Here is a 21,109-nt window from a genome sequence, read left to right as displayed (position 1 = left end):
TACAAAGATACAATGAGTAAAATCTTGTTTGAAATTTTTTAAGAGAGCATCCTAAATTTCTGTAGCATTCATGTAAAAAGAGTGGATGAGGATTGTATTCCTAACAAATTAAGGCTAAATTTAAATTAAATTAGAAATATTAGGCAAGTCGATATGACACATCTTTTAGACGAAACTGACATTAAAATACTAAATCATCTTCAAGAGAACGGAAGGGCACAGCGAAATACAATCGCCGATATTGTTCATCTATCAGTTCCTTCGGTTTCAGAAAGGATGAGAAAACTGGAAGAGAAAGGACTTATTGTAGATTACAATGCCATTCTGGATGCTAAGAAATTTCATTTCGACATCACCGCATTTATTTTTGTAGAAGTGGACGGTTCCGAACGATATACCGATTTCGTGGACCATGTGAGCAATCACCCGGAAGTAATGGAGTGTCATTCCATAACGGGCGATGGATCTCATATTCTCAAAGTACGAACCAAAAATACAGAGTCGCTCGAAAAGTTTCTCTCATTGATCCAAACGTGGGAAGGTGTCACCAGAACACGCTCTAACATTGTACTCTCTACGTTTAAAGAGACCCGAAAACTACCCATTGAAAACGCTGAGGACATTAAAAAATAATACGGCCATTTTACGAACTCTCATTCTAACACTTTTTTTTTTAGGGCTGATATTTTCTCTGTCTGCAAATTCTACGGCCGGATCTCCTCAAAATGAGCCAGCAAACAGAATTGCACTATCAATTGATAGGTCTGATAACACTTCATTAACAACTGAACAGTTCAACCAAATCCGCGAGATTGGAATCGATATGCTGGAGATCTCTTTTCCAGCAAGCATCAGAAGGTCCGATTTGGAACAGTTTTATCTATTACTGGATTCAAACCAACATTTTGTCACAGAATATGAGGCAAAAAACAACCGGGAATTACTTGTTAACTCAATACAGACCATGTACAGTCTCGTACCGAACCAGTTACGAGACAATATAGCTGCAATAAAGGTGTTTAATTATCCAGCTGATTACAGATCGGCATTCCCTGCTTCCTCCGACAGTCTTCTCACCGATCTCTTTACCTCAATTGAGAAACCATTTTATTACCAGTCTGCTTTTTCTGAACCGGAATTCCCGGTACAGCAGGTCGATTTCTTTGCAAGCCGTGTCAGGGTTCAACCCGATAGTTTGATTACAGCTTCATCAACAGTCATTTTATTTGAGCCCGAAAACGATCCTGTTGCATCTCTCCAAACACTTGAAACAATTTTTAAACAAACAGCCACACAGCCTGAAAGTTTGGTCATCATTCCCGCTGATTGGTTTCTCTCCCGGGTTGAATCACAAGCATCTTTTTCCACCATTATTTCATCGTACCTGGATGGAGAATCCGTCCATTTCCCGATGCCGGAACCCTCGCCCGATTCTCCTGCCCCCAACTGGCCGATTATTCTTTTGTTACTCATCTGGGCCAGCTATCTTCTGCACTACAAATATCAGCCGATGTACAAAGCTACGTTGCCGCGGTATTTTTTCTATCACTCCTTTTTTATTCACGATGTGCAACAACACCGGATTCGCAATACCACTCCGGGCGTAATTGTATTACTTCAACATACTCTCATCACCGGTTTCTTCTTCTATTTACTGAGTGATAGTTTTATCAGCAATATGGGATTGGAGTCTCTTTCTTATCATTATCCTGCACTTTTTTATTCCGGTTTTGAAAAAGTTTCCATATTTGTGATCGGTCTTCTCATTGCCTTCATCTCACATATCTTATCCGTTGCCTGGCTTTATCTGCCAAACAAAAAACTTGAACAGCTTAACCAGGTTATAAACCTGTACAGTTGGCCATTCCACATCAATCTGATTGTAGTAACCTTTGCGGTTTATTTTATACAGATTGAGGCCGCACAGAGCTGGACTATTGCCACTGCCATACTCTATTTTTTCTTTTGGTTTGCCGGTTTTATTTTCGCTGCTGCCGACAGTGCCCGATTCCTGCAAAAGTATCGGGTGTTAAATCTATTCCTTACGGTGGGGCTATATTTTCTTTTGATCACAGCCATTATTGTGCTTGCTCTTTGGCTGCCGATGATCTATCAGCCCATTGAGATGGCGTTTATGTTACCCTAAACAATCTGCTTTCTGAGACGGGCTACCGGTATCTGCAAATTTTCCCGGTATTTGCTGACTGTTCGCCGTGCTACTTTATATCCTTTCTCTTTCAAAATTTCTGTAAGTGCCTGGTCGCTGTATGGTTTCTTTTTATTCTCGTTTTGAATCACATTTTGAAGCACATTTTTCACTTCCCGGCTTGATACATCCTCACCGCTTTCTGTTTCAAGGCCTTCACTAAAAAAGTATTTCAATTCAAATACACCAAAATTGGTTTGAACGTACTTACCATTTACTACTCTTGAAACGGTTGAGATATCCATCTTAATTCGTTCGGCTACATCTTTCAAAATCATCGGTTTTAGCCCCTCCCCATGTTTAAAAAAATCTTCCTGGAGCGATACAATGGTTCGCATCGTTTTCATCAACGTATTGTGTCTCTGTTTGATGGAATCGATAAACCACTGAGCAGATTCTACTTTATCCTTGATAAATTTTCGGGCTTCAGAATCACCACTCTCTTTCTGTTTTCCCTTTTTCTTTTTCAGGTTCTCCCACATCATTTTATAATCAGGCGAAATGCGCAAAGGGGGAGTATTTCTTTGGCTTAACCGAATAATAAACTCTCCCTGATCCTCATCATCTTCCTCTGCTGAAGGTTCGTAATAGACTTCGAAATCTGGTTCAATATATTGCTGATTGTCAGTATCGGGATTTGTAACACCTCCCGGGCGTGGATTCAAACCTTTTATCAGATTGAATACCTCTTTTAGCTCTTCATTATCCACATTGAGGCGCGACTTCAGCTTTTCAAAATGTTTCTTCTCAAATGCTTCCCATTCATTCTCAAGAAGCTTCTCAGCCAGATTTTTAAGTTCCGGATCTGCATCCAGATGGCGCACCTGGCACAACAGACAATCTCTCAAATCCCTGGAGGCTATACCCACCGGTTCAAGTTTCTGAATCTGCTTCCGAACCTTCTCAACCTGACTGGCCTTCACCAGCGTACCGTGATTAAATGCGATGTTATCAACCACAGCATCAATCTCTCTGCGGAAATAACCGTCCTCATCCAGTGAACCTAAAATCTGATCGGCAATCAACTTCTCATCTTCATCCAGGTCTAAAAGTGCAACCTGCTGTTCGAGCTCCTCGAGAAGAGATTCATGATAGGGATTTGGCAGATCTTTCCAGTCGTCATCCCCGGATGACTGGCTACCTCCGCCTGAGTAATTCATTCCATCATACTCAGTATTGTGAAGAAACGAATCCCAGTCAATCTCTTCATTCTGATCTACCGGATCGGGATCACTGTCCTCCTCTTTTTCTTCGCTCTCCTCCCATTCAACCTCTTCATTCTCACGGAGTGTCTCTTCCGGTGCCAGCGGATCTGCTTCCTCCAAAACCGGGTTCATCTCAATCTCCTGCTTTACTCTTTGCTCAAGGCCCATGGTAGGAAGCTGCAGTAATTTCACAAACTGAATCTGCTGTGGAGAGAGCTTTTGCTGCAGCGATTGTTTTTGCGATATGTTTTGACCTGTTTTTATCATCTATACAGATTGCATCCTTTCTTCGTTACAAACTTCAAGAAATTCCGAGTACCACTCTTTTCCATAACGTCTTATGAGTGAATCTTTTAAAAAGTCAGCCAGGTAAATTCCCTCATCTTCTCCTCTTTGGCAGCCAGCAGAACATAACTCCGGGATATATTCAAAATTTGCATATTCAAATGCTCCAATTTGTTTTAAACGGATCGGATAAAGGTGACAACTTACTGGTTTTTCCCAACCAAAATCGCCGGAATAGTAGGCATTTTGAATAGCGCAAGTTGCTGCTCCATCTTTATCCTTCTGTACAAAAACACATTCCCCCGATTCTATGCAGGAAATTTCATAACCGCTTTGGTTGTCACCTTGCACAACTCCCGTTTCGTTCACAACGTCCACCGATTCAGGATCCAATTGATTTTGAAGTTTTCTGAATGCCTTTCGAAGTACCGGAATTTCCTGTCTGCTGACGGGTGCACCGGCATCACCAACAACGCAACAAGCCCCTTTACAACGACTGATATTACAGGCAAATTTGGCTGTTGCAATATCTTCAGAAAGTATCACATTCTGAACTTTTATCATGTTTCAATACTTAAAATTTTCTCAAATAATCTATCCCTATCGGAGTCACGGAATGAGAGGAGAGGCTTGAATTTATTTTTCAGGCATTCACACCCGTTCAATGACTGACCCCATTAAATACAATATAATGAACACAAACGAACGGATTAGAATTTATCCTGTCTAAGAATAGAAAATGATGCATCTATTGGATCAGCAAAGCTCAAAATATTTTCCGGCCTTCTGTTTGATAGCTCCCTTCATCTCCAAATCCAGCAATGTTGGTAAAAGTGTATGGGTAGGCTTTTCAATCTTTTCGCTGATCTGATCGATGTGAAGTTCATCCTCGGTCAATAACTCACAAATTTCTTTTGATGAATCATCAAGATCCAGTTTTTCCCATTTCATCACGGGATCTTCTTCTGCCTTTTGAGCATCTGAATCTGTATGCACAGAGATCTCAACCAAAATATCATCAATAGACTGAACCAGCTTTCCCTGCCCGGTTCGGATAAGATAATTACATCCCTGCCCGCCTAAAGAATCCAGCGGGTGCGGTATTACAAATACTTCGCGGTTTTGATCTAATGAACTCCGGGCGGTAATCATACTCCCACCCTTTACACCACTTTCCACAACTAACGTGCCGTGGCTCATTCCGCTTACAATACGGTTTCGTTCCGGAAAATTAACAGCATCCGGTGCAGATCCCGGCGCGAGTTCTGTAATAATTGCTCCACCTTTTTTGATTATATCTGCCGCCAGCCCACTGTTTTTTGCAGGATAGATCACATCGATTCCTGATCCCAATACGGCGATCGTTTTTCCACCTGCTTCCACAGCTGCACGATGCGAAGCAGCATCCACTCCGTAAGCCAGACCACTATTTACACAAAGTCCGGCGGCGGTTAATTTCTCAGACCACTCTTTTGCTTGCTTTAATCCATACTTCGAAGCTCGCCGGGTTCCAACAACAGCTACTCCATCTGATACCAATACATTCTTATCTCCTTTCACCCAGAGCAGAAGTGGAGGATCAAAAATATGCCTGAGATATGGCGGATAGTACTCATCATCAATCGAAATAAGGTCTGCACCCGTTTTTTGGGTCTGTTCCAGAATTGAATCGACCTTCTTCCATTCGTCGAATTCAACGAAGTTTTTAGCTATATGCTTACCAAATCCATCAAACCGGAGCAGATCTGGTATTTTCATGTTGAAGAGTTCAGAAGCATCTTCAACACCGGTGCGATCCAGTAACATTTTTATCCTTCGCACTCCAAAATCAGGAATTTGCAGAAGGGCAAGCAGTGCTCTATGATGACTCGTTGTTTTCAATGTTTTGTAGTTTCTCCCAAATTAATTCTTTCAGCTCTTCCATATTGTGCCCGGTTGCAGAAGATATCAGAATTGTATCAATATCATCGTCTAATTCTGGTTCTTCATCCAACTCGTAGTTCTCTTTCAAGTCCATTTTACTGATAGCAAGCAAACGGGGTTTATCCAGCAGGTCAGACCGATAGGCTTTCAGCTCATTCAGTAGAGCATTGTATTCTTGTTTGATATCAGCATCAACAGCAATCACAAACAGCAGTAAATTATTCCGCTCAATATGCCTTAAAAACTGGATTCCCAAACCCTTTCCTTCGTGGGCATCTTCGATAATCCCGGGGATATCAGCCATCACAAAACTTCTGTAATCGGTGGTAGTTACAACCCCCAAATTTGGCTCCAGCGTAGTAAAAGGATAGTCCGCAATTTTAGGTTTTGCCGCAGAAATAGCTGATAGAAGCGTGCTCTTTCCAGCGTTTGGGAAACCAACAAGGCCAACATCTGCAATAAGCTTCAATTCCAGTTCAACGGTTCGCTCTTCACCTTCCTCGCCTTCCTGTGCGTGTTGAGGTGTTTGATTGGTTGCACTTCGAAAATGCCAGTTACCAAGTCCGCCCTTTCCGCCTTTGGCAATGACTATTTCCTCTCCATCTTCTGTAATCTCACCTATTCGTTCTTTGGATTCTGCATCATACGCAACCGTTCCCATCGGTACTTCAAGAATTTCGTTTTCTCCGGCTTTCCCCTGTTTTCGCGAGGTATGCCCATTCTGACCATGCTCGGCCTTTACATATTTTCTGTATCTAAGGTCGAGAAGGGTGTTTAGCTGTTCATTCCCTCTGAGAATTACATCTCCGCCTTTGCCGCCGTCGCCACCGTCTGGCCCTCCTTTAGGCTCATATTTTTCCCGCCTGAAGTGAGACATGCCGCTTCCACCATGCCCCCCTGTTACATAAATTTTGGCGTAATCGGCAAATCTCATAAATCTCTTTATTCTTTAAAAGAAAAATCCGCGAAGTTTCTTTCTACAAGGATTGTCAATTGATTTACATCGACAAATATAAAAACGGAAAACTTCGCGGATTTAATACAATTTAATTCTCCAATATCCGAAGCAGTTTCGATAATTTTTTCTTCATCTTGGGCCGGGCTACAATAAAATCAAGAAATCCATGCTCCAGCAGATACTCCGATGTTTGAAAGCCCTCCGGCAGATCTCTTCCGATGGTTTGACGAATTACCCGCGGACCTGCAAATCCAATCAGTGCTCCGGGTTCGGCAATGTTAAAATCACCCAGCATTGCATAACTGGCTGTCACTCCACCCGTCGTTGGATTGGTCATCACAGATATGTATGGTACTTTTTCCCTTTCCAAAAGAGCCAGTTTTCCGGAAGTTTTAGGTAACTGCATCAGGCTATACACACTTTCCATCATTCGCGCTCCTCCTGATTGCGATATGATTATCAGTGGAGTTTTATTTTCCCTGGCGTAGTCAATTGCCCTGCACAAACGCTCTCCCACTACAGACCCCATACTTCCGCCGATAAACGAAAAATCCATACATGCAATTACAACATTGTGCTTATCAAGCTTTCCAACTCCAACACGGCAGGCATCCGAAAGGCCCGTTTTTTTCTGGGTTTGTTTGATCCGATCTTTGTATTTCTTGCGATCTTCAAAATCGAGAGGATCTGTGGGCATGATTTCACCTCCAATCTCTTCAAATTTTTCATCATCAAACAAGATGGAGAAGTATTCCTTGCTGCCGATTCTGAAATGATACCCACTCAGCGGATCTACCCAGCTATTCTCTTCAAGCTCGCGCCGGTGAATGGTTTCACCCGTTTCGGGAACTTTCACCCATATGCCCTCGGGCATATCCTTTTTCTTCTCGGTTTGAATATTGGTGTCTTTTCTTTTAAACCACGCCATAAGAACTGATTAGATTTTAGACTGTCTCAAAAATAACGAATATCGCCCGAAGCAAAAATCTTTTTATTTGGGGAAAGTCGAGTCAAGACCTAAGGACTTCAAATCCTTGGAGGTCTATTTTTGAGGGATAGTCTGACACCTACAGAAGGCTTTGCAAAACTATAACCGTCATCCTGAACTTGATTCAGGATCTCCTGATACTGGCTATAAAGACGAATGGAGAATCTGAATCGAGTTCAGATTGACGCATACCTACGGTTTTGCAAAGCCTTCCTACAACGAATCGTCCTGTCGCGACTCTGCCAGGAACTCACTCCGTTCGCACTCTGGCAGGTCGCTCTTACACATCCGTGTCATTCACCTGAGACAACGTTAAATACTCCGGCTCAAACGATTCTACATCTGTTTTTTTGAAATGTTTTTTCAGCTCCGGATGATTCCATCCAAGTACAAGATTCTTTGCCGAAATTGCTTCGGTTCCATACCAGGAGATCTCTCCCCTGTTTTCGATTTCCAAACGCTCCCAGCCGGTTCCTATCACCACATCTCCCTTCCCGATTTGATCCTGTAATTTTTCGATCTCAACTATATCCGCCCCGGAAACTTCAACTCCTCCGTCTAAACCAGTTTTAATTTTTTGATGGTACAAATGCTTCCTTCGCGCATCAATCACAGCATGGATAGCGGGTGGATTTTCGGTTAAAAACGGAATGGCAAAACTGAGAAGTGTTGGAAGGGTGTAAAGCGGAACCTCCTGCTGAAAAAGCAATCCTTTAATCGCCGAGGCACCAATTCTCAGTCCCGTGTAAGAACCCGGACCGTTACTAAAAAGAACAGCATCTAAGTCTGATACCTTTAACGAATGCCGATCCAAAAGTTCCTTCATGAACTCAAACGTCCGTTCCGAATGTACCGATCTCCCCTCCATTCTCTTTTCTATTACACTTCGCCTGCCCTTTCCCAAAGCAACCGAGCAAACCGGTGTGGATGTTTCAATGGCTAAAATCATATTAAAATTCTATTGTTCAATGAACCATGTTTCGTTACTTAAAAATACCCATCGCTCATAAATTCTCCGAAGCTGGCTATAAACATCTGCAGGGAACTCTTTCCGGCTGATGTCGATATCAAATGAGTATTCTACTCTGTTTCCTTCCGAGATGTACTCCTCACGCAGTGCCGCACCTTGTAAGCTCGTGGCGCGCGTTTCACCCATCGCATCAACCTCAAATCCATCAGGCAGATCTACAGTATAATGAATGGACAGTTTCTCAGGGGCATCAAGTGTAATCGGAACTCTTCGTTCTGTGGATTCAAACGGATTTCTAAATAGATACCCAACCACCATCGGCCGGAATTCAATCCCTTCCCGAAAACTTGCAGCATACTCCGGTATCTCAAAATCGGTCATCACATCAACCATGTTTCTGTTTTGCTCGTTGATTTTAAGATTGCTGTTGCTCATTTCTGCTTCAGAGTACACTTCAAAAAATATCTGTTTGATGATCTCTGCCGGCAAAGATCCCGATTGCAATTCCTCCCGGATATTCTGTGAGGGATATCCTCTCGTTTGAGCCGTAAGTCTGCCGTTCAACGTGCCATCCATAGAAAGCGATGCCCGGATATCGATATCCAAATCAAAAACACTCTGTTCCGGGCTGATGTCAACCCATCTATAACTATCATTGGTTAATACCATTCCCTGCGAATTGTACGACTCAATCGGAATCAAATTGGGCAAACTAACCGGGTATGAGGCATCCATAAAGTATTGTTCGCCATCAATTTCACTAAATATCAGAAGCCTGTTGAACTGAAATACAGATGGAAATGATTTATCAATCCGCCCAAATTCACGGCCAGATAGAAACATCGGTTTTGCATCAATTCCGGCTCCGCGAAGCATTGAAAGAAGTACCAGATTTATTTCAGCCTGGTTCGCCAATTCTTCTTCTAAAACATGGTATAGATCCCCTTCAGCATATACTGAATTCACACCATTAAATTGAACTGTGGAGTTTACAAACTGATAGACCGAATCCTGAACTTCAACAATTGAGTTTAGAGATGATGCAATCTCCTCACCCATCCGCTTAAATTCATCATATGGTTCAATTTTTTCGTACGGATTTCTATTCCTGAGAAATTGAGCCGCCACAAACTCCCAACTGTTTTCCAGTGGCTGCCGCGGAATGCCAAATTCACTGATCTGGAATTTAATCTGCGCCCGAATATCATCAATCGATGAGATGTAGCTGGATACATCTACCGAAGGAATATCCTCCGCACTCCACTCTTGTATGTACAGAGGATTGGGCCGCGGAAGAGTAAAAAGAAGTGGAACATTACTGGTATCCACCCGATGTTCTTCATACTGAAGTTCAAAGTCTTCCACATGCAGCGGAACTGCATCGTAGCGGATAAATTCAGAATTTTTGAGATACAGATTTGCTTCCTGAGTCGGGACACGATGTGCCAGATAAAAATTCGGTAATTCTTCGATATAGCGCCTCTCCAGTGTGTATTTATATTCCAGGATTGAACCTTCCTGAACCTCCGGCATTTCAAACTCAATAATTTTATACCGCGAATTCAGATCTACAGTGCGCGTGTTCTCCACATTAAACCGAACCTGATTTCCATCGGGTTGATGCGTAATGGCTTCCAGGTTTATAATCGTCTCAATACCATCCTTAAAATAAAATGGAATCCCAATCAGGCCCGCTTCGGCTTGTTCAAGTTGATCGTCACTTAATACCCGAATTCTCACCAGGTTATCAATAATTGCCACAATACCGGTTGGCCTCTCCAGGGTTCGGATAGATGATTCTTTCAGCAGATATTCAAACGGATAGCTGTGATCTGAAGAGTCTGCGAATTGATTATTGGGAATAGATCCGAATTTTTCGAAAATGTGGATCTCGCTGAGAATAGGATCTTCGACTTGGGGATAAGCCGTTCCCCAAACGGTCAAAGCAATTAATAATGGTAAGAAAAGCCGTACAAAAGGTTGCATTCTGGCTGGTAATTCAATAGGTCAATTCTTGAGGGTGTTGATTGCAAACCGGTTTTTATTATAAACAGCCAGTGCACGCCCGGTCAATGTTTTCCCGAGATACGGGGAATTTTTTGATTTTGACCGAACTTCATTCAACCTGTATGTCCACTCCTCATCGGTATTAAAAATGGTCAGGTTTGCAATCTGCCCCTCTTTAATTTCAGGTATATCAAGATTTAAAATTTGTCGGGGATTAATAACGAACTTCTTCATTAACTGTTGTAAGGAGAGTTTCCCGGTATTTAATAACCGCTGCACGCTAATGCTCCAGGCTGTATCCAACCCGATGATTCCGTTCGGAGCATAGATAAATTCCACCTCTTTCTCTTCGATGGCATGCGGTGCGTGATCGGTACAGATTACATCAATGGTACCGTCAGCGAGTCCTTCAATCATCGCATCCACATCATCTTGGGTTCGCAGCGGCGGATGCATTTTTACGTTCGTATCAAAATGCCGGGTTTCAATCTCTTTATCAGTGAGGTCAAAATGGTGTGCACACACTTCCGTTGTTATGTTGACCCCCTCCTCTTTCGCTCTTCGAACCAGGTCTACCGCTTTTCGCGTGCTGATGTGCGCCACGTGAATATGACCGCCTGTAAAACCGGCCAGTAAAATATCGCGGGCGATCATCGCTTCCTCGGCAATTCCGGGTGTTCCGTCCAGTCCCAGCCGGGCTGAAACCTCGCCTTCATTCATATGGCCGGGCCGTGAAAGAGCCAAATCTTCTTCATGATTGATGATCGGCATGCCCAGCATTGATGAATATTCCAGGGCTACCCGCATTACCTGAGAATTGTAAACGGGATCGCCGTCATCACTGAATGCCACGGCTCCGCCCTCTTTCATGTCGCTCATCTCCGCGATCGACTCGCCTTTTCGCTCCTTCGTTACACAGCCAATCGGGTGAACGTCCACCAATTGTTGATCCGATTTATTTCGAATGAATTCAACAACATCCCGCGTATGGATGGCCGGTTTAGTATTTGGCATACAGGCCACTTCAGTAAAACCGCCGAACATAGCTGAGCGACAACCGGTTTCCAGCGTCTCTTTATGCTCATATCCAGGTTCACGAAAATGAACGTGCATATCCATCCAGCCGCCGCTGATGTATGCGCCATTGGCATCAAAAGCCTCTTCTCCATCTTTGATTTCAAGGCCCGAGGAGATTTCGGCAATCACCCCATCTTTGATGCGAATATCGACAGCCTCGCTGCCGTCATGATTAGAGCCAATAGGTTTTGCATTTTGAATGAGAAGGTTTGGAGTGGTTTCCATCAACAAATGAATTTTTATGCTTTTTGTGATCTAAGAGAACCTGCCAGAGCGCGAACGGAGTGAGCTCCTGACAGAGTTCGAAACATATTCAACGATCAGCGACTCTGCCAGGAGCTTACGCACTTCGGCAGGTCACTAATATATTTGAAGAAATATAGGCTGATTTGATGGGAAACAGTCGATTTGGAAATTTACTGAGGCTATCAGAATAAATTTAATAGATCAATAATAACAGTTTAAAATCCTATTTTTTTTCTTCAACCAGTTCTTTTTCTCCCTCCGATGTATGATTTCGAAGAAAGTCAGGACAAAAATCATAACCGTTCGGCCAATAAATTCCTCTCCCATTTTCATATAGTTTAACTTGTCTAAAATAGTCAGGATCAGACAGTGGTTTACTTAACTTGTCTTCTTTAATAAATGGCGATAGATCAACGGTTTTCTCCGTGTCGTCACTAAAACTTAAATAAATTTTTTGATCGTCTAATATGGTAAGTTCTGTTATGCGTATCATTTTATTCAATTTTTGAACTTTTTAATCTAACGGTTCAATTCTGTCTAAAGTCTCATTATTTCTGGCTTTATTCCAATTTCTTAGTAGTTCCTCTCTGTGCTCAATCGCCCATTCAACAGCTAACGACATCGCTCTTTTTGGCAAATGACCTCCTAGTATTTCTAACGTTTTAATTTCAATCAAAGCTTCATCTTCTTGGTAAATAGCGTGGAAATGAGGTGGATTATGATCGTTATAGAACATGCGAATAATAATTCCATAAAATCTACTTATTTCCGGCATCTTTTAAATTCATTATTCTATTTAGCCATAATTCAAACTAAAATGGCAAAACACAATTAATTATCAAAGCAAGCCCAAAACAAATCCGGAATCAACTTACTAATCAGGATAACCATGTCACTCTCCCGGAGTGGCTTTTCTTCATTTTTCACAGCTTAAACCCTGCCAACAATATCTTTACAGTCCTCTCATCGCATTGAGAATAATGAAATGAAATTGGGTAAAATCGAGATCACTTCTCAACAAAACAAAAGGTCTTGACTTCCTCTTCGTCTTCACTTCATTACGCTCAGAGTGCGCTTGAACTGACGCACGTTTTTGTGCCGGGAGATCGCCACGGTACGGAAAACACCCCGCCCCTCGCGATGACAAATCATCCATAATCCATAATCCACAATCCACAATCCACAATCCACAATCCACAATCCACAATCCACAAAAAATATGTATAATATATGTGTAATTTATTATAATACATGTAATGGATCCGAACCAACATACCGATTACGATCTTGACCAGGATGTGCATCGCATCACGCTGTACAGTTCTGTGGCGAAGGATCATCAGCATACATCCCGAAAAAAGCGGCTGTACCTGCACCTGGATATGAGCTGTTATTACGCACAGGTGGAGCAGCAGTCTTATAATTTATATGGACTTCCTGTGGCGATGGGCGGCTGGCGAAAGCCGGACGGAACGGCTCGCGGAATTGTGGCAACGGCCAGCTACGAAGCTCGGGCGCTGGGCATTAAAACAGCGATGAGCGCTTTTGAGGCATCGCAAATTTGTCCCTACCTGGTGTTTAAGCAGATCGATTATTCTAAATACACTGAAATAGGCCGGCAATTGCGAGAGATCCTCGACAACTTTTCTCCTGAAGTAGAAAAATATTCAATGGATGAATATTTCATGGATCTCACTTTTTTGCTGGGTAAACCGCGAGAACACCTCGAAGCGTTTGGAAAGAAACTACAGCAGGAAATTCACAACAAGCTCGGGCTGGTTTGCTCCGTTGGAATGGCCCACAGTAAAACGTATTCTAAGCTGGCCTCCGATCTACGAAAACCCAACGGGCTGACGCTGATCCTCACCCACGATGATGCCGCTCAATATATCTATCCCCTGCCCATGGATGAGGTGTGGGGAATCGGCCGGCGGCGGTACGAACATCTCAAAAAATATGGATTACACACCATCGCCGATGCTCATAAGTCAGGCCCCGCTCCCTTCAAAAAAATATTCGGGGAGATGCAGGGTCAGCTTTTCTGGGAGACGGTGACCGGGCGAGACAACGCCAAAGTATTGGATAATGACGATCACGTGCCGGATGAAGTGAGTTACATGCATACGTTTTCCGACTGGACAGACGACCCCATTTTGGTGAAAGGAGAAATTGTGAAAGCCGTTCGGAAAGTTTGCTACAGAATGCGAGGCTACAAGCGCAAAGCACGGCGATGGGGTTGCTACATCCGCTACCAGGACAACAAGTGGGACGGAGACAGTTTTGCATTTAACACTCCCGGTTTTACAAACCTGGATGAATATGTACTCAAGGCCTTTCTGCCGGAGGCGATGCGGAGGGTTAAAAATGCTCTGCGAAAAAAAATTAAAATTCGGGGAGTTGGATTTCATACAATAGAAATGCAGTTTACCGAGCAGCTTGAACTGTTTTTTGATGAAAAAGACCAGGTTCGTCAACTCTACAACGCAGTAGATTGTCTCAATAATTTTTACAAAACAGATGTGGTGACCCCAGCCGCTATTCAAGAGAGCGTACCCGGAAATACACACTTTGTGAACCGGAGTCCGAATGAGTCGTTGATATCGAACCGATAATCAATTCCTGCTATATACTATTTTCAGAGAACCAGCAGAATTAACATTATTAAATCTTTCTAACATCTTTTTCGTAATTTGCAAGAAATAGAGAGCTCTATATGAGAGAATTCCCAAGCCATCCGTAATCTTAAAAAAAGAGGCTGTATGAATAATGGATCAATCTATCCAAAAGAAAAATTCACAGCTGATGAATTTTTAAAATCAGACGAGACCTTTAGGCAACTCATTAAAAATTCATTTGATATGCTTGTGCTGTTAGATGCAGATGGTATTCAGCGGTACGTCAGTGAATCGTGTGAAAAAATCCTGGGATATAAACCCGAAGAGCTAACAGATATTTCAGTCATAGACAGTATGATTCATCCGGACGATCAGGCAAAAACCAAAAAGGGATTTGTAGATATCGTACACCACTCAAAACATGGGGGTACACAATATAGGCACCGGCACAAAAATGGCGAATGGGTATATTTGGAAGCATTTGGAAACAATCAACTTCACAACCCGGCTATCCAGTCTGTGGTTCTTAATGTCCGTGATATCACCGAACGAAAGAGAGCAGAAAAGGCACTAAAAGAAAGTGAAGCACGGCTAAGTGAACTGATTGCCACAAAAGACCGGTTTTTATCCATTATCGGGCATGATCTCAAAAATCCATTTTCCGGTATCCTTGGATTCAGCGAACTCTTGATTGATCAATTGCAAAAGAAGGAATATGACGACGCTTTAGAGTTTGCTCAAATGATTCAACACTCCTCAAAGCGAGTGATGGATCTGCTAAACAATCTACTGGCATGGGCTCAATCACAATCGGGCAGAACCAAATATAATCCTGAGTATTTTGATGTAGATGAAATCACGAATGAAGTAATTGACTTACTAAGAGATTCTTCTCACCAAAAATCGATATCTCTGACAAATAAAATACCACCAAGCACATCAGTGTATGCAGACAAATCAATGATTACGCTTGTATTACGAAATTTGGTATCAAACGGAATTAAATTCACCCAACCCGGCGGAAAGATTGATATTGAATCCGAAAGAAACGCAGATGAGATTACAATATCAGTTACGGATAATGGTGTGGGGATTTCAAAGGAAAATATTGACGACTTATTCAAGATCGATAAGAAGCATTCATCAAAAGGCACCTACAACGAAACAGGAACGGGTTTGGGATTACTGCTTTGCAAAGATTCTGTAGAAGTACATGGAGGTGAAATCTGGGCTGAAAGTGAGATCAACAAAGGGAGTAAGTTCATATTCAGAATTCCCCAAAAACCTGAAAATTAGTTAACTGTCTTCAACTTCTTCTGAAACCGTTTAATTTTCATCCACCGGCGAACCATTCGAGTACCCCGACCCGAAAAACGCCAATGCAAGGAATGAAATGAGTACCGGCCAAAGCCAATTCCAGACTCCCTGGTCAATAACTGCGTCATATGGATTTTCAAGGTCGTAAAGCACTTTGACAGTAGAATTTGCATGGGAATAAACAATTTGGTGTGGTCTTTCAACAATTAACAAAAAAAGAAAACTGTAAACCAGTGAAGCAATAATTTTGAAATAGAAATCGATTTCTGCACATTTAAACAAATCAGAGACTTACCCATCACAAAATTTAATCTATGAAAAAACTCTCTACCCTCATTTTCCTCCTGTTTCTGATCTCATCCAGTTTGTCAGGCCAATAACAGATCAGAACAGCAACCAATAATTTTCTAACTACTTTGACAGACAATCATTTGGCAACCATTAACCATACCTTCGATGATACATCCCGTACAAAGTGGACAAATCTTCCGGTTGGATTGCCGCACGGCCGGGGTTAAGATATGGCGAGCTCTCTGACGAGAGCAGAGTTCAATTCCATCACCTGTTAACCACACTTTTTAGCTCGTAAGGATATCTGAAAACAACAAGTATTTTGCAGCTGGATGATATTCTGAACGTTGTGTACGAGACAGCATATGAACGCGGTGAAATTCCGGATCGGATGTCCTTATTGAGTACGATAATTCCTCAGATAACGGAAATCACATCCATACCATCTGGCGAGAAAAAGGAAATGATTTTGGTGAAGACCTGCTTCGGCAACATCGGGTGAATCATCAGCATTGAAATCTCCCTTTAATTCTTACTGAAGAACTGCCGGATATACTTATTGGGATTGTCTTTTAATGATTTTTTGTATCATAAAAACTAACAGCCCTTAACTCTGAAAATCAAAGCCTTAAACTGTGAGTTCAAAAAAATCACGTCGACAATTTTTAAAAAAACTTTCTCTTTTTCCCGTTGGTATGACAATGAGATGGATTTCTGCCAAATAATATAATCCTCTCTAAAAATCATACCATTCAAAATGGGCTGGATTCAAAAATTAAAACCAGCTTAAATGCATGGTCTTATTACCAGGAACTTTACAAACATCTGGACGGTGAAGAAGGTGGAATGAGCCTGTTTGATATGCTGGAAGAATGTGCTCGATTGGATTTTGATGCTGTTGACCCAACCGGTTATTTCTTTCCGGGTTATCCCGATGTTCCGGAAAGATCATTTATAAATGAATTTAAACGCCGGGCTTTCGAACTCGGGCTGGACATGAGCGGGACAGGGATCCGTAACGATTTTGCGACAGCAGATGAGGCTCAACGCCGCGAAGATATTGATTTAACCAAACGATGGATTGAAACGGCTGCAGAAATGGGGGCGCCTGTTATTCGTGTATTTGCGGGGGAAAAACCCGAAGGCCGCAATTGGGACGAAACCTCCGCCTGGCTTTCTGAAGCATTGGCAGAATGTGCTGAACATGGAAAAGAGTATGGGGTAATTGTAGGAGTACAGAATCACGGAGGAATGCTCAGAACAGGGGATGAAGTTTTGAGAATCCTCGATATGGTAGATTCCGACTGGTTAGGGACCATTGTTGATACGGGGCATTTCTATTCGCCGAATCCGTATGATGATATCGAAAAAGTTGTTCCCTATGCGGTGAACTGGCAAGTCAAAAAATTACTTAAAGGCCGCCGGGGAGACGAAATCGATATGAATAAATTGGTCGGTATAATCCGTAATGGAGGATACCGGGGATATGTTCCCATAGAAACACTACCTGCTCTGGAAAATGAAGAAGAATATAATGCATATTCTGAAGTTCCAAATCTATTGAATAAGTTTCGTACAGCGCTTGATTGAAGAGCCCCATTAATATGATGCCTCTGATTTTTGAAATCCTTAATCATCGATTCTATGAGAAAATTCATACCTATTTTCATCTTTATCCTATTGTCAACCAGCATCGAAACTATGTATGCTCAACAGTTTGAAGTGATGGTATATACCACTCCCGACCGCTGGCACGATCCTACCATTCCAACCGCAATCGATGAATTTCGAGAGATGGCAAAAAAACATGATTCCGGTTTTACATGGGCACAAAGAGATGGAAGCGGATCATTGACGGATCCTTTTTCGGAAGATTTTCTCCGGGGAATTGATGTCAATCGTTTTTCTTCACGCCAGGGGATATAATTTTATCCGATGAACAGATGGATAACTTCAAAAGTTTTATTCGGAATGGTGGCGGATTTGTGGGTATTCATGCAGTGTCATCAATCGATGACCAGGAAGAATGGTTTCAGAAATTGGTTGGTCGTGTTTTTACCGATCATCCCGAAGAGCAAACCGCAGTCATGAATGTCTTAAATAAAAATCATCCCTCCACCATGCATCTTTCTGACCGATGGATTTGGACGGACGAATGGTATTCCTATGGTGAACCTCTGACAGAGAACCTGAATGATTTACTTACCGTTGATGAATCTACATATGATCCGGACAGAACCTGGGGAGATGATACAAGATTCACAGCTATGGGGGATTATCATCCCATCGCATGGTACCAGGAATTTGATGGGGGCAGATCATTTTACACCACACTCGGACACATTCCCGAATCCTACAGAGATCGGAACTTCCTGGATCACCTTTATGGGGGAATTTATTGGGCAGCAACAGGTTTAGGTCTATATGAATGATACACTTTTAGTCTTTGAATAATCCACAACTCATATTTTTATTGTTTAATCATAACTAACACAATGAATTCTGATTTACTTAAGATTCAAAAGTTCCTGCTCTTAGTTTTTTTGCTAATAGTTTTTCAAGCCTTCAATTCATCATATGAAAAAAATGTTATCAACACTGTGGATGGTACAATTGCAGAAGATGAATTAGGTTTCACCTTGACTCATGAACATATCATGTCAAATTTTGGCAAGGATATAAGTGAGGCATCTGAGTATGATGAAGCCGCTCTTTTGAACCAGGTGGCCCCTTATCTGAAAAAAATAAAAACATTGGGAGTGGATACAATTTTTGATTGTACCACAGCCTATTTTGGTCGGCGGGTTGATCTTCTGCAATCGATAGCTGATTCAACCGGTCTTAAAATTGTCACAAACACCGGTTTTTACGGCGCAGCGGGTGACCGGTATATCCCGGAAATTGCTTATGAATCTTCGGCTGAAGAGATTTCAAAAATATGGGTTAATGAATTTGAAAATGGAATTGACGGGACCAATATCAAACCCGGTTTTATAAAACTTGCCTTTGATGGAGGGGCGTCTTCTGAAATTGATATAAAACTTTTCCAAGCGGGGATTTTAGCTCATCTTCAAACGGGTCTCACTATGGCTGTTCATACCGGTGATAATCTTGAGGCTTTTAAGACTCAATTAAACCTATTAGAGCAATATGATGTAAGTCCTGAAGCCTGGATCTGGACCCATGCAAGCTGGGGAACCGATATTGAAACGATGATTGAAGCGGCCAGGGAAAGGCGCGTGGATTTCACTACGATGACGTCAAAATCATCCAACATTCTGGAATTCATTGATATATTACAAACATTTAAATCAGAGAACTTGCTCCATAAGGTGCTGCTATCGCATGATGGTAATGGTTTTCCCGGAGGTGGTGAAATAAGGCCCTTTGAAGCAATTATGAAAAACCTCATCCCGGCAATGCAAGAACATGGCTTTAATGAACAAGAGATCAATCAAATCTTTATTCAAAATCCGAAAAAAGCATTTTCAATAAATGTTAGAAAAACAAACTGACCTTTGAATTCGCACATTATTTAATCTCTAAACTGAGATAGAGAATTTACACTTCCGGATATTCCCAACCATGATGATATTCGGGATGAATAAGTTTGTCGGCTTCAGGATTATCTCGGAATTTCTGCTGATCAGGTAAGTATTCCAGTCTACTGACTTCCTGTTCGGTATGAGACATTTGCAAGATTCGCGATCAAACTTGCATAGGATCCTTTTGAAATCGAACTGTTGGTTTCTGTGTTATTCGTTCGAATGCGTTCTGCCCAGTTTACCATATGATTATACTGGTTTGCATAGGGCCCCTGCAATTTTCGGTTCAGCAATTACAGGCGTTCGTCTTCAGTCTGCGGAAAAACCTCATAACCGGTCCTGTTGCAAACAAGTGTACCATTGCTTCCGATCCATGCAACACCGTCTCCCCGGTTATACAAATTCCCGGCCTGTTGCTCCCATATCACGTGATAATCATCGAATTCGAAAACTGACGATTGTGTTGATGGAACATCATACATCGTCTTAGGATGCTTGTATCCTACAGAATAAACAGATTTTGGATATACTCTCTCATGGCCTAAAGCTCATTCCGTCAAATGCAGAATCAATGTAATGTACCCAGTCGGTTTGACGACCGCCACCGAAATCCCAGAAATGGCGCCAGTTGTCCACATGTTTAGTAATTATAAGGGCGCATGGGGCAGGGCCAATCCACATGTCATAATCCAGTCCTTTCGGAATGGGTTGTGTTGAATTATCGTAGATAACAGGTTCTGTATTGGGTGTAATCCATACATGAGCTTTATCACGCATCTCCCAAAACTCCAGATTTTAAAATGTCGAATGCATCCCGAAAATAGTCTACACTGATTTGCCACAAACCCGTGGTTACCACATTCTGATGTTTTTGTTGGAGTCCTACCATCAGTTCACAGTCAGCAACGGTTTTCCAGTTGGTTTTTCAACATAAATTGCTTTCCCCGCTTTACACGCTTCAGCAAAAATATAGGTATGCCAATGGTCTGAGAGTACACAATGATCACTGCCGTCGATTTCCTGATTTTCCAACAGTTTCCTGAAATCGGAATACAGAGTGAGATTTTGTGTTTGATCCAGGTAATCTTTTTTGAAGCGAACCAGCCTGTGTATCCAGTTTTTGGCGATCCACGTCGCAAAGAGCAACGCAGTGTATATTTGTATCCCCATCCAGCATATGCCGCATATTCGACATTCCGAAACCTAATCCAATCACACCGATATTCAATCGATCACTTGGAGAATTGGAACTGTAACCACCAATCGGAAGGGTTGAAGCCAATCCTGTTCCCGCTAAGGCTAATACTGAATTTTTCAGAAAAGACCGTCTGCTATTATTTCCCATATTATATTTATGATGTTATGGCTAAGGTTTAATTAATAACGCGTTTACCGGTTAAAATTGTAAATCATAAAACACTATACTTGGCTTAAGTGAACTTTTTTAGCTTTTGTCATCCCCCTATGAGGCTGTCC

22 protein-coding genes are annotated in these 21,109 nt (G+C 42.1%); 8 read left to right on the top strand and 14 right to left on the bottom strand.

The genetic code is table 11. The features are described 5' to 3' along the window. The first annotated feature begins 153 nt into the window (after positions 1 to 153). Positions 154 to 633 carry an Lrp/AsnC family transcriptional regulator gene (locus U5K72_19085; GenBank protein MDZ7720932.1) on the top strand — a complete coding sequence of 160 codons (480 nt, stop codon included), beginning with the start codon at positions 154 to 156 and terminating at the stop codon, positions 631 to 633. Continuing rightward, positions 605 to 2,146 (top strand): hypothetical protein, encoded by a 1,542-nt coding sequence (locus tag U5K72_19080; GenBank protein MDZ7720931.1) that lies wholly within the window; start codon positions 605 to 607, stop codon positions 2,144 to 2,146. The genes U5K72_19085 and U5K72_19080 overlap by 29 nt, the downstream gene beginning before the upstream one ends. On the opposite strand, the gene rpoN is transcribed toward U5K72_19080, so the two are convergent. The 10 genes from rpoN to U5K72_19030 all read right to left on the bottom strand — a co-directional run bounded on the left by rpoN (position 2,143) and on the right by U5K72_19030 (position 12,640). After that, positions 2,143 to 3,678, bottom strand: a complete 1,536-nt coding sequence (gene rpoN / locus U5K72_19075; protein MDZ7720930.1) for an RNA polymerase factor sigma-54 — start codon at positions 3,676 to 3,678, stop codon at positions 2,143 to 2,145. The genes U5K72_19080 and rpoN overlap by 4 nt on opposite strands. After that, positions 3,679 to 4,260, bottom strand: coding sequence for a DUF3109 family protein (locus U5K72_19070; GenBank protein ID MDZ7720929.1), 582 nt, complete (start codon positions 4,258 to 4,260; stop codon positions 3,679 to 3,681). A 192-nt stretch (positions 4,261 to 4,452) separates the two neighbouring features. Beyond that, positions 4,453 to 5,577: a DNA-processing protein DprA gene (gene dprA, locus U5K72_19065; GenBank protein ID MDZ7720928.1), complete on the bottom strand. Its 1,125-nt coding sequence runs from the start codon at positions 5,575 to 5,577 to the stop codon at positions 4,453 to 4,455. Then, positions 5,555 to 6,553, bottom strand: coding sequence for a GTPase ObgE (gene obgE, locus U5K72_19060; protein ID MDZ7720927.1), 999 nt, complete (start codon positions 6,551 to 6,553; stop codon positions 5,555 to 5,557). The genes dprA and obgE overlap by 23 nt, the downstream gene beginning before the upstream one ends. A 112-nt stretch (positions 6,554 to 6,665) precedes the next feature. Continuing rightward, entirely contained in the window at positions 6,666 to 7,505 is an 840-nt protein-coding gene (gene accD, locus U5K72_19055) for an acetyl-CoA carboxylase, carboxyltransferase subunit beta (protein ID MDZ7720926.1), read from the bottom strand. 340 nt (positions 7,506 to 7,845) lie between these two features. Next, on the bottom strand, positions 7,846 to 8,514 hold the full coding sequence (tsaB, locus tag U5K72_19050; GenBank protein ID MDZ7720925.1) for a tRNA (adenosine(37)-N6)-threonylcarbamoyltransferase complex dimerization subunit type 1 TsaB: 669 nt from the start codon (positions 8,512 to 8,514) through the stop codon (positions 7,846 to 7,848). 9 nt (positions 8,515 to 8,523) lie between these two features. Further along, the gene (locus U5K72_19045; GenBank protein ID MDZ7720924.1) at positions 8,524 to 10,521 is read right to left on the bottom strand and encodes a hypothetical protein; all 1,998 of its coding nucleotides are present in this window, start codon (positions 10,519 to 10,521) and stop codon (positions 8,524 to 8,526) included. 21 nt (positions 10,522 to 10,542) lie between these two features. Continuing rightward, positions 10,543 to 11,844 carry a dihydroorotase gene (locus tag U5K72_19040; protein ID MDZ7720923.1) on the bottom strand — a complete coding sequence of 434 codons (1,302 nt, stop codon included), beginning with the start codon at positions 11,842 to 11,844 and terminating at the stop codon, positions 10,543 to 10,545. A gap of 244 nt (positions 11,845 to 12,088) precedes the next feature. Beyond that, complete coding sequence (locus U5K72_19035; protein ID MDZ7720922.1) at positions 12,089 to 12,358, bottom strand: DUF2442 domain-containing protein; 270 nt, start codon at positions 12,356 to 12,358, stop codon at positions 12,089 to 12,091. 21 nt (positions 12,359 to 12,379) lie between these two features. Beyond that, the gene (locus U5K72_19030; GenBank protein ID MDZ7720921.1) at positions 12,380 to 12,640 is read right to left on the bottom strand and encodes a DUF4160 domain-containing protein; all 261 of its coding nucleotides are present in this window, start codon (positions 12,638 to 12,640) and stop codon (positions 12,380 to 12,382) included. A 481-nt stretch (positions 12,641 to 13,121) separates the two neighbouring features. On the opposite strand from U5K72_19030, the gene U5K72_19025 reads away from it, so the two are divergent. Next, a complete protein-coding gene (locus U5K72_19025; protein ID MDZ7720920.1) occupies positions 13,122 to 14,477 on the top strand; it encodes a DNA polymerase IV in 1,356 nt (451 codons plus the stop codon). A 147-nt stretch (positions 14,478 to 14,624) separates the two neighbouring features. Next, positions 14,625 to 15,776 carry a PAS domain-containing sensor histidine kinase gene (locus U5K72_19020; GenBank protein MDZ7720919.1) on the top strand — a complete coding sequence of 384 codons (1,152 nt, stop codon included), beginning with the start codon at positions 14,625 to 14,627 and terminating at the stop codon, positions 15,774 to 15,776. A 30-nt stretch (positions 15,777 to 15,806) separates the two neighbouring features. On the opposite strand, the gene U5K72_19015 is transcribed toward U5K72_19020, so the two are convergent. Next, on the bottom strand, positions 15,807 to 15,950 hold the full coding sequence (locus tag U5K72_19015; protein MDZ7720918.1) for a hypothetical protein: 144 nt from the start codon (positions 15,948 to 15,950) through the stop codon (positions 15,807 to 15,809). A 984-nt stretch (positions 15,951 to 16,934) separates the two neighbouring features. On the opposite strand from U5K72_19015, the gene U5K72_19010 reads away from it, so the two are divergent. From U5K72_19010 to U5K72_18995, 4 genes are all read left to right on the top strand, one after another. Continuing rightward, on the top strand, positions 16,935 to 17,678 hold the full coding sequence (locus tag U5K72_19010; GenBank protein ID MDZ7720917.1) for a sugar phosphate isomerase/epimerase family protein: 744 nt from the start codon (positions 16,935 to 16,937) through the stop codon (positions 17,676 to 17,678). Between the two features lie 54 nt (positions 17,679 to 17,732). After that, positions 17,733 to 18,014: a hypothetical protein gene (locus U5K72_19005; protein MDZ7720916.1), complete on the top strand. Its 282-nt coding sequence runs from the start codon at positions 17,733 to 17,735 to the stop codon at positions 18,012 to 18,014. A gap of 17 nt (positions 18,015 to 18,031) precedes the next feature. Further along, positions 18,032 to 18,520 carry a ThuA domain-containing protein gene (locus U5K72_19000; protein MDZ7720915.1) on the top strand — a complete coding sequence of 163 codons (489 nt, stop codon included), beginning with the start codon at positions 18,032 to 18,034 and terminating at the stop codon, positions 18,518 to 18,520. A 168-nt stretch (positions 18,521 to 18,688) separates the two neighbouring features. Next, positions 18,689 to 19,603, top strand: coding sequence for a hypothetical protein (locus tag U5K72_18995; protein ID MDZ7720914.1), 915 nt, complete (start codon positions 18,689 to 18,691; stop codon positions 19,601 to 19,603). Positions 19,604 to 19,926: 323 nt separating this feature from the next. Here U5K72_18995 and U5K72_18990 read toward each other — a convergent pair whose 3' ends face one another. The 3 genes from U5K72_18990 to U5K72_18980 form a co-directional block, all read right to left on the bottom strand. After that, the gene (locus U5K72_18990) at positions 19,927 to 20,115 is read right to left on the bottom strand and encodes a hypothetical protein (GenBank protein MDZ7720913.1); all 189 of its coding nucleotides are present in this window, start codon (positions 20,113 to 20,115) and stop codon (positions 19,927 to 19,929) included. A gap of 52 nt (positions 20,116 to 20,167) precedes the next feature. Continuing rightward, positions 20,168 to 20,410 (bottom strand): hypothetical protein, encoded by a 243-nt coding sequence (locus U5K72_18985; GenBank protein ID MDZ7720912.1) that lies wholly within the window; start codon positions 20,408 to 20,410, stop codon positions 20,168 to 20,170. A 226-nt stretch (positions 20,411 to 20,636) separates the two neighbouring features. After that, on the bottom strand, positions 20,637 to 20,915 hold the full coding sequence (locus U5K72_18980; GenBank protein ID MDZ7720911.1) for a hypothetical protein: 279 nt from the start codon (positions 20,913 to 20,915) through the stop codon (positions 20,637 to 20,639). Between the last annotated feature and the right edge of the window lie 194 nt (positions 20,916 to 21,109).

Source organism: Balneolaceae bacterium (assembly GCA_034521495.1).
GTDB lineage: Bacteria > Bacteroidota > Rhodothermia > Balneolales > Balneolaceae > Rhodohalobacter.
Note: the sequence above shows the minus strand (reverse complement) of the source record. Positions and strands in the feature narration are given on the sequence as shown.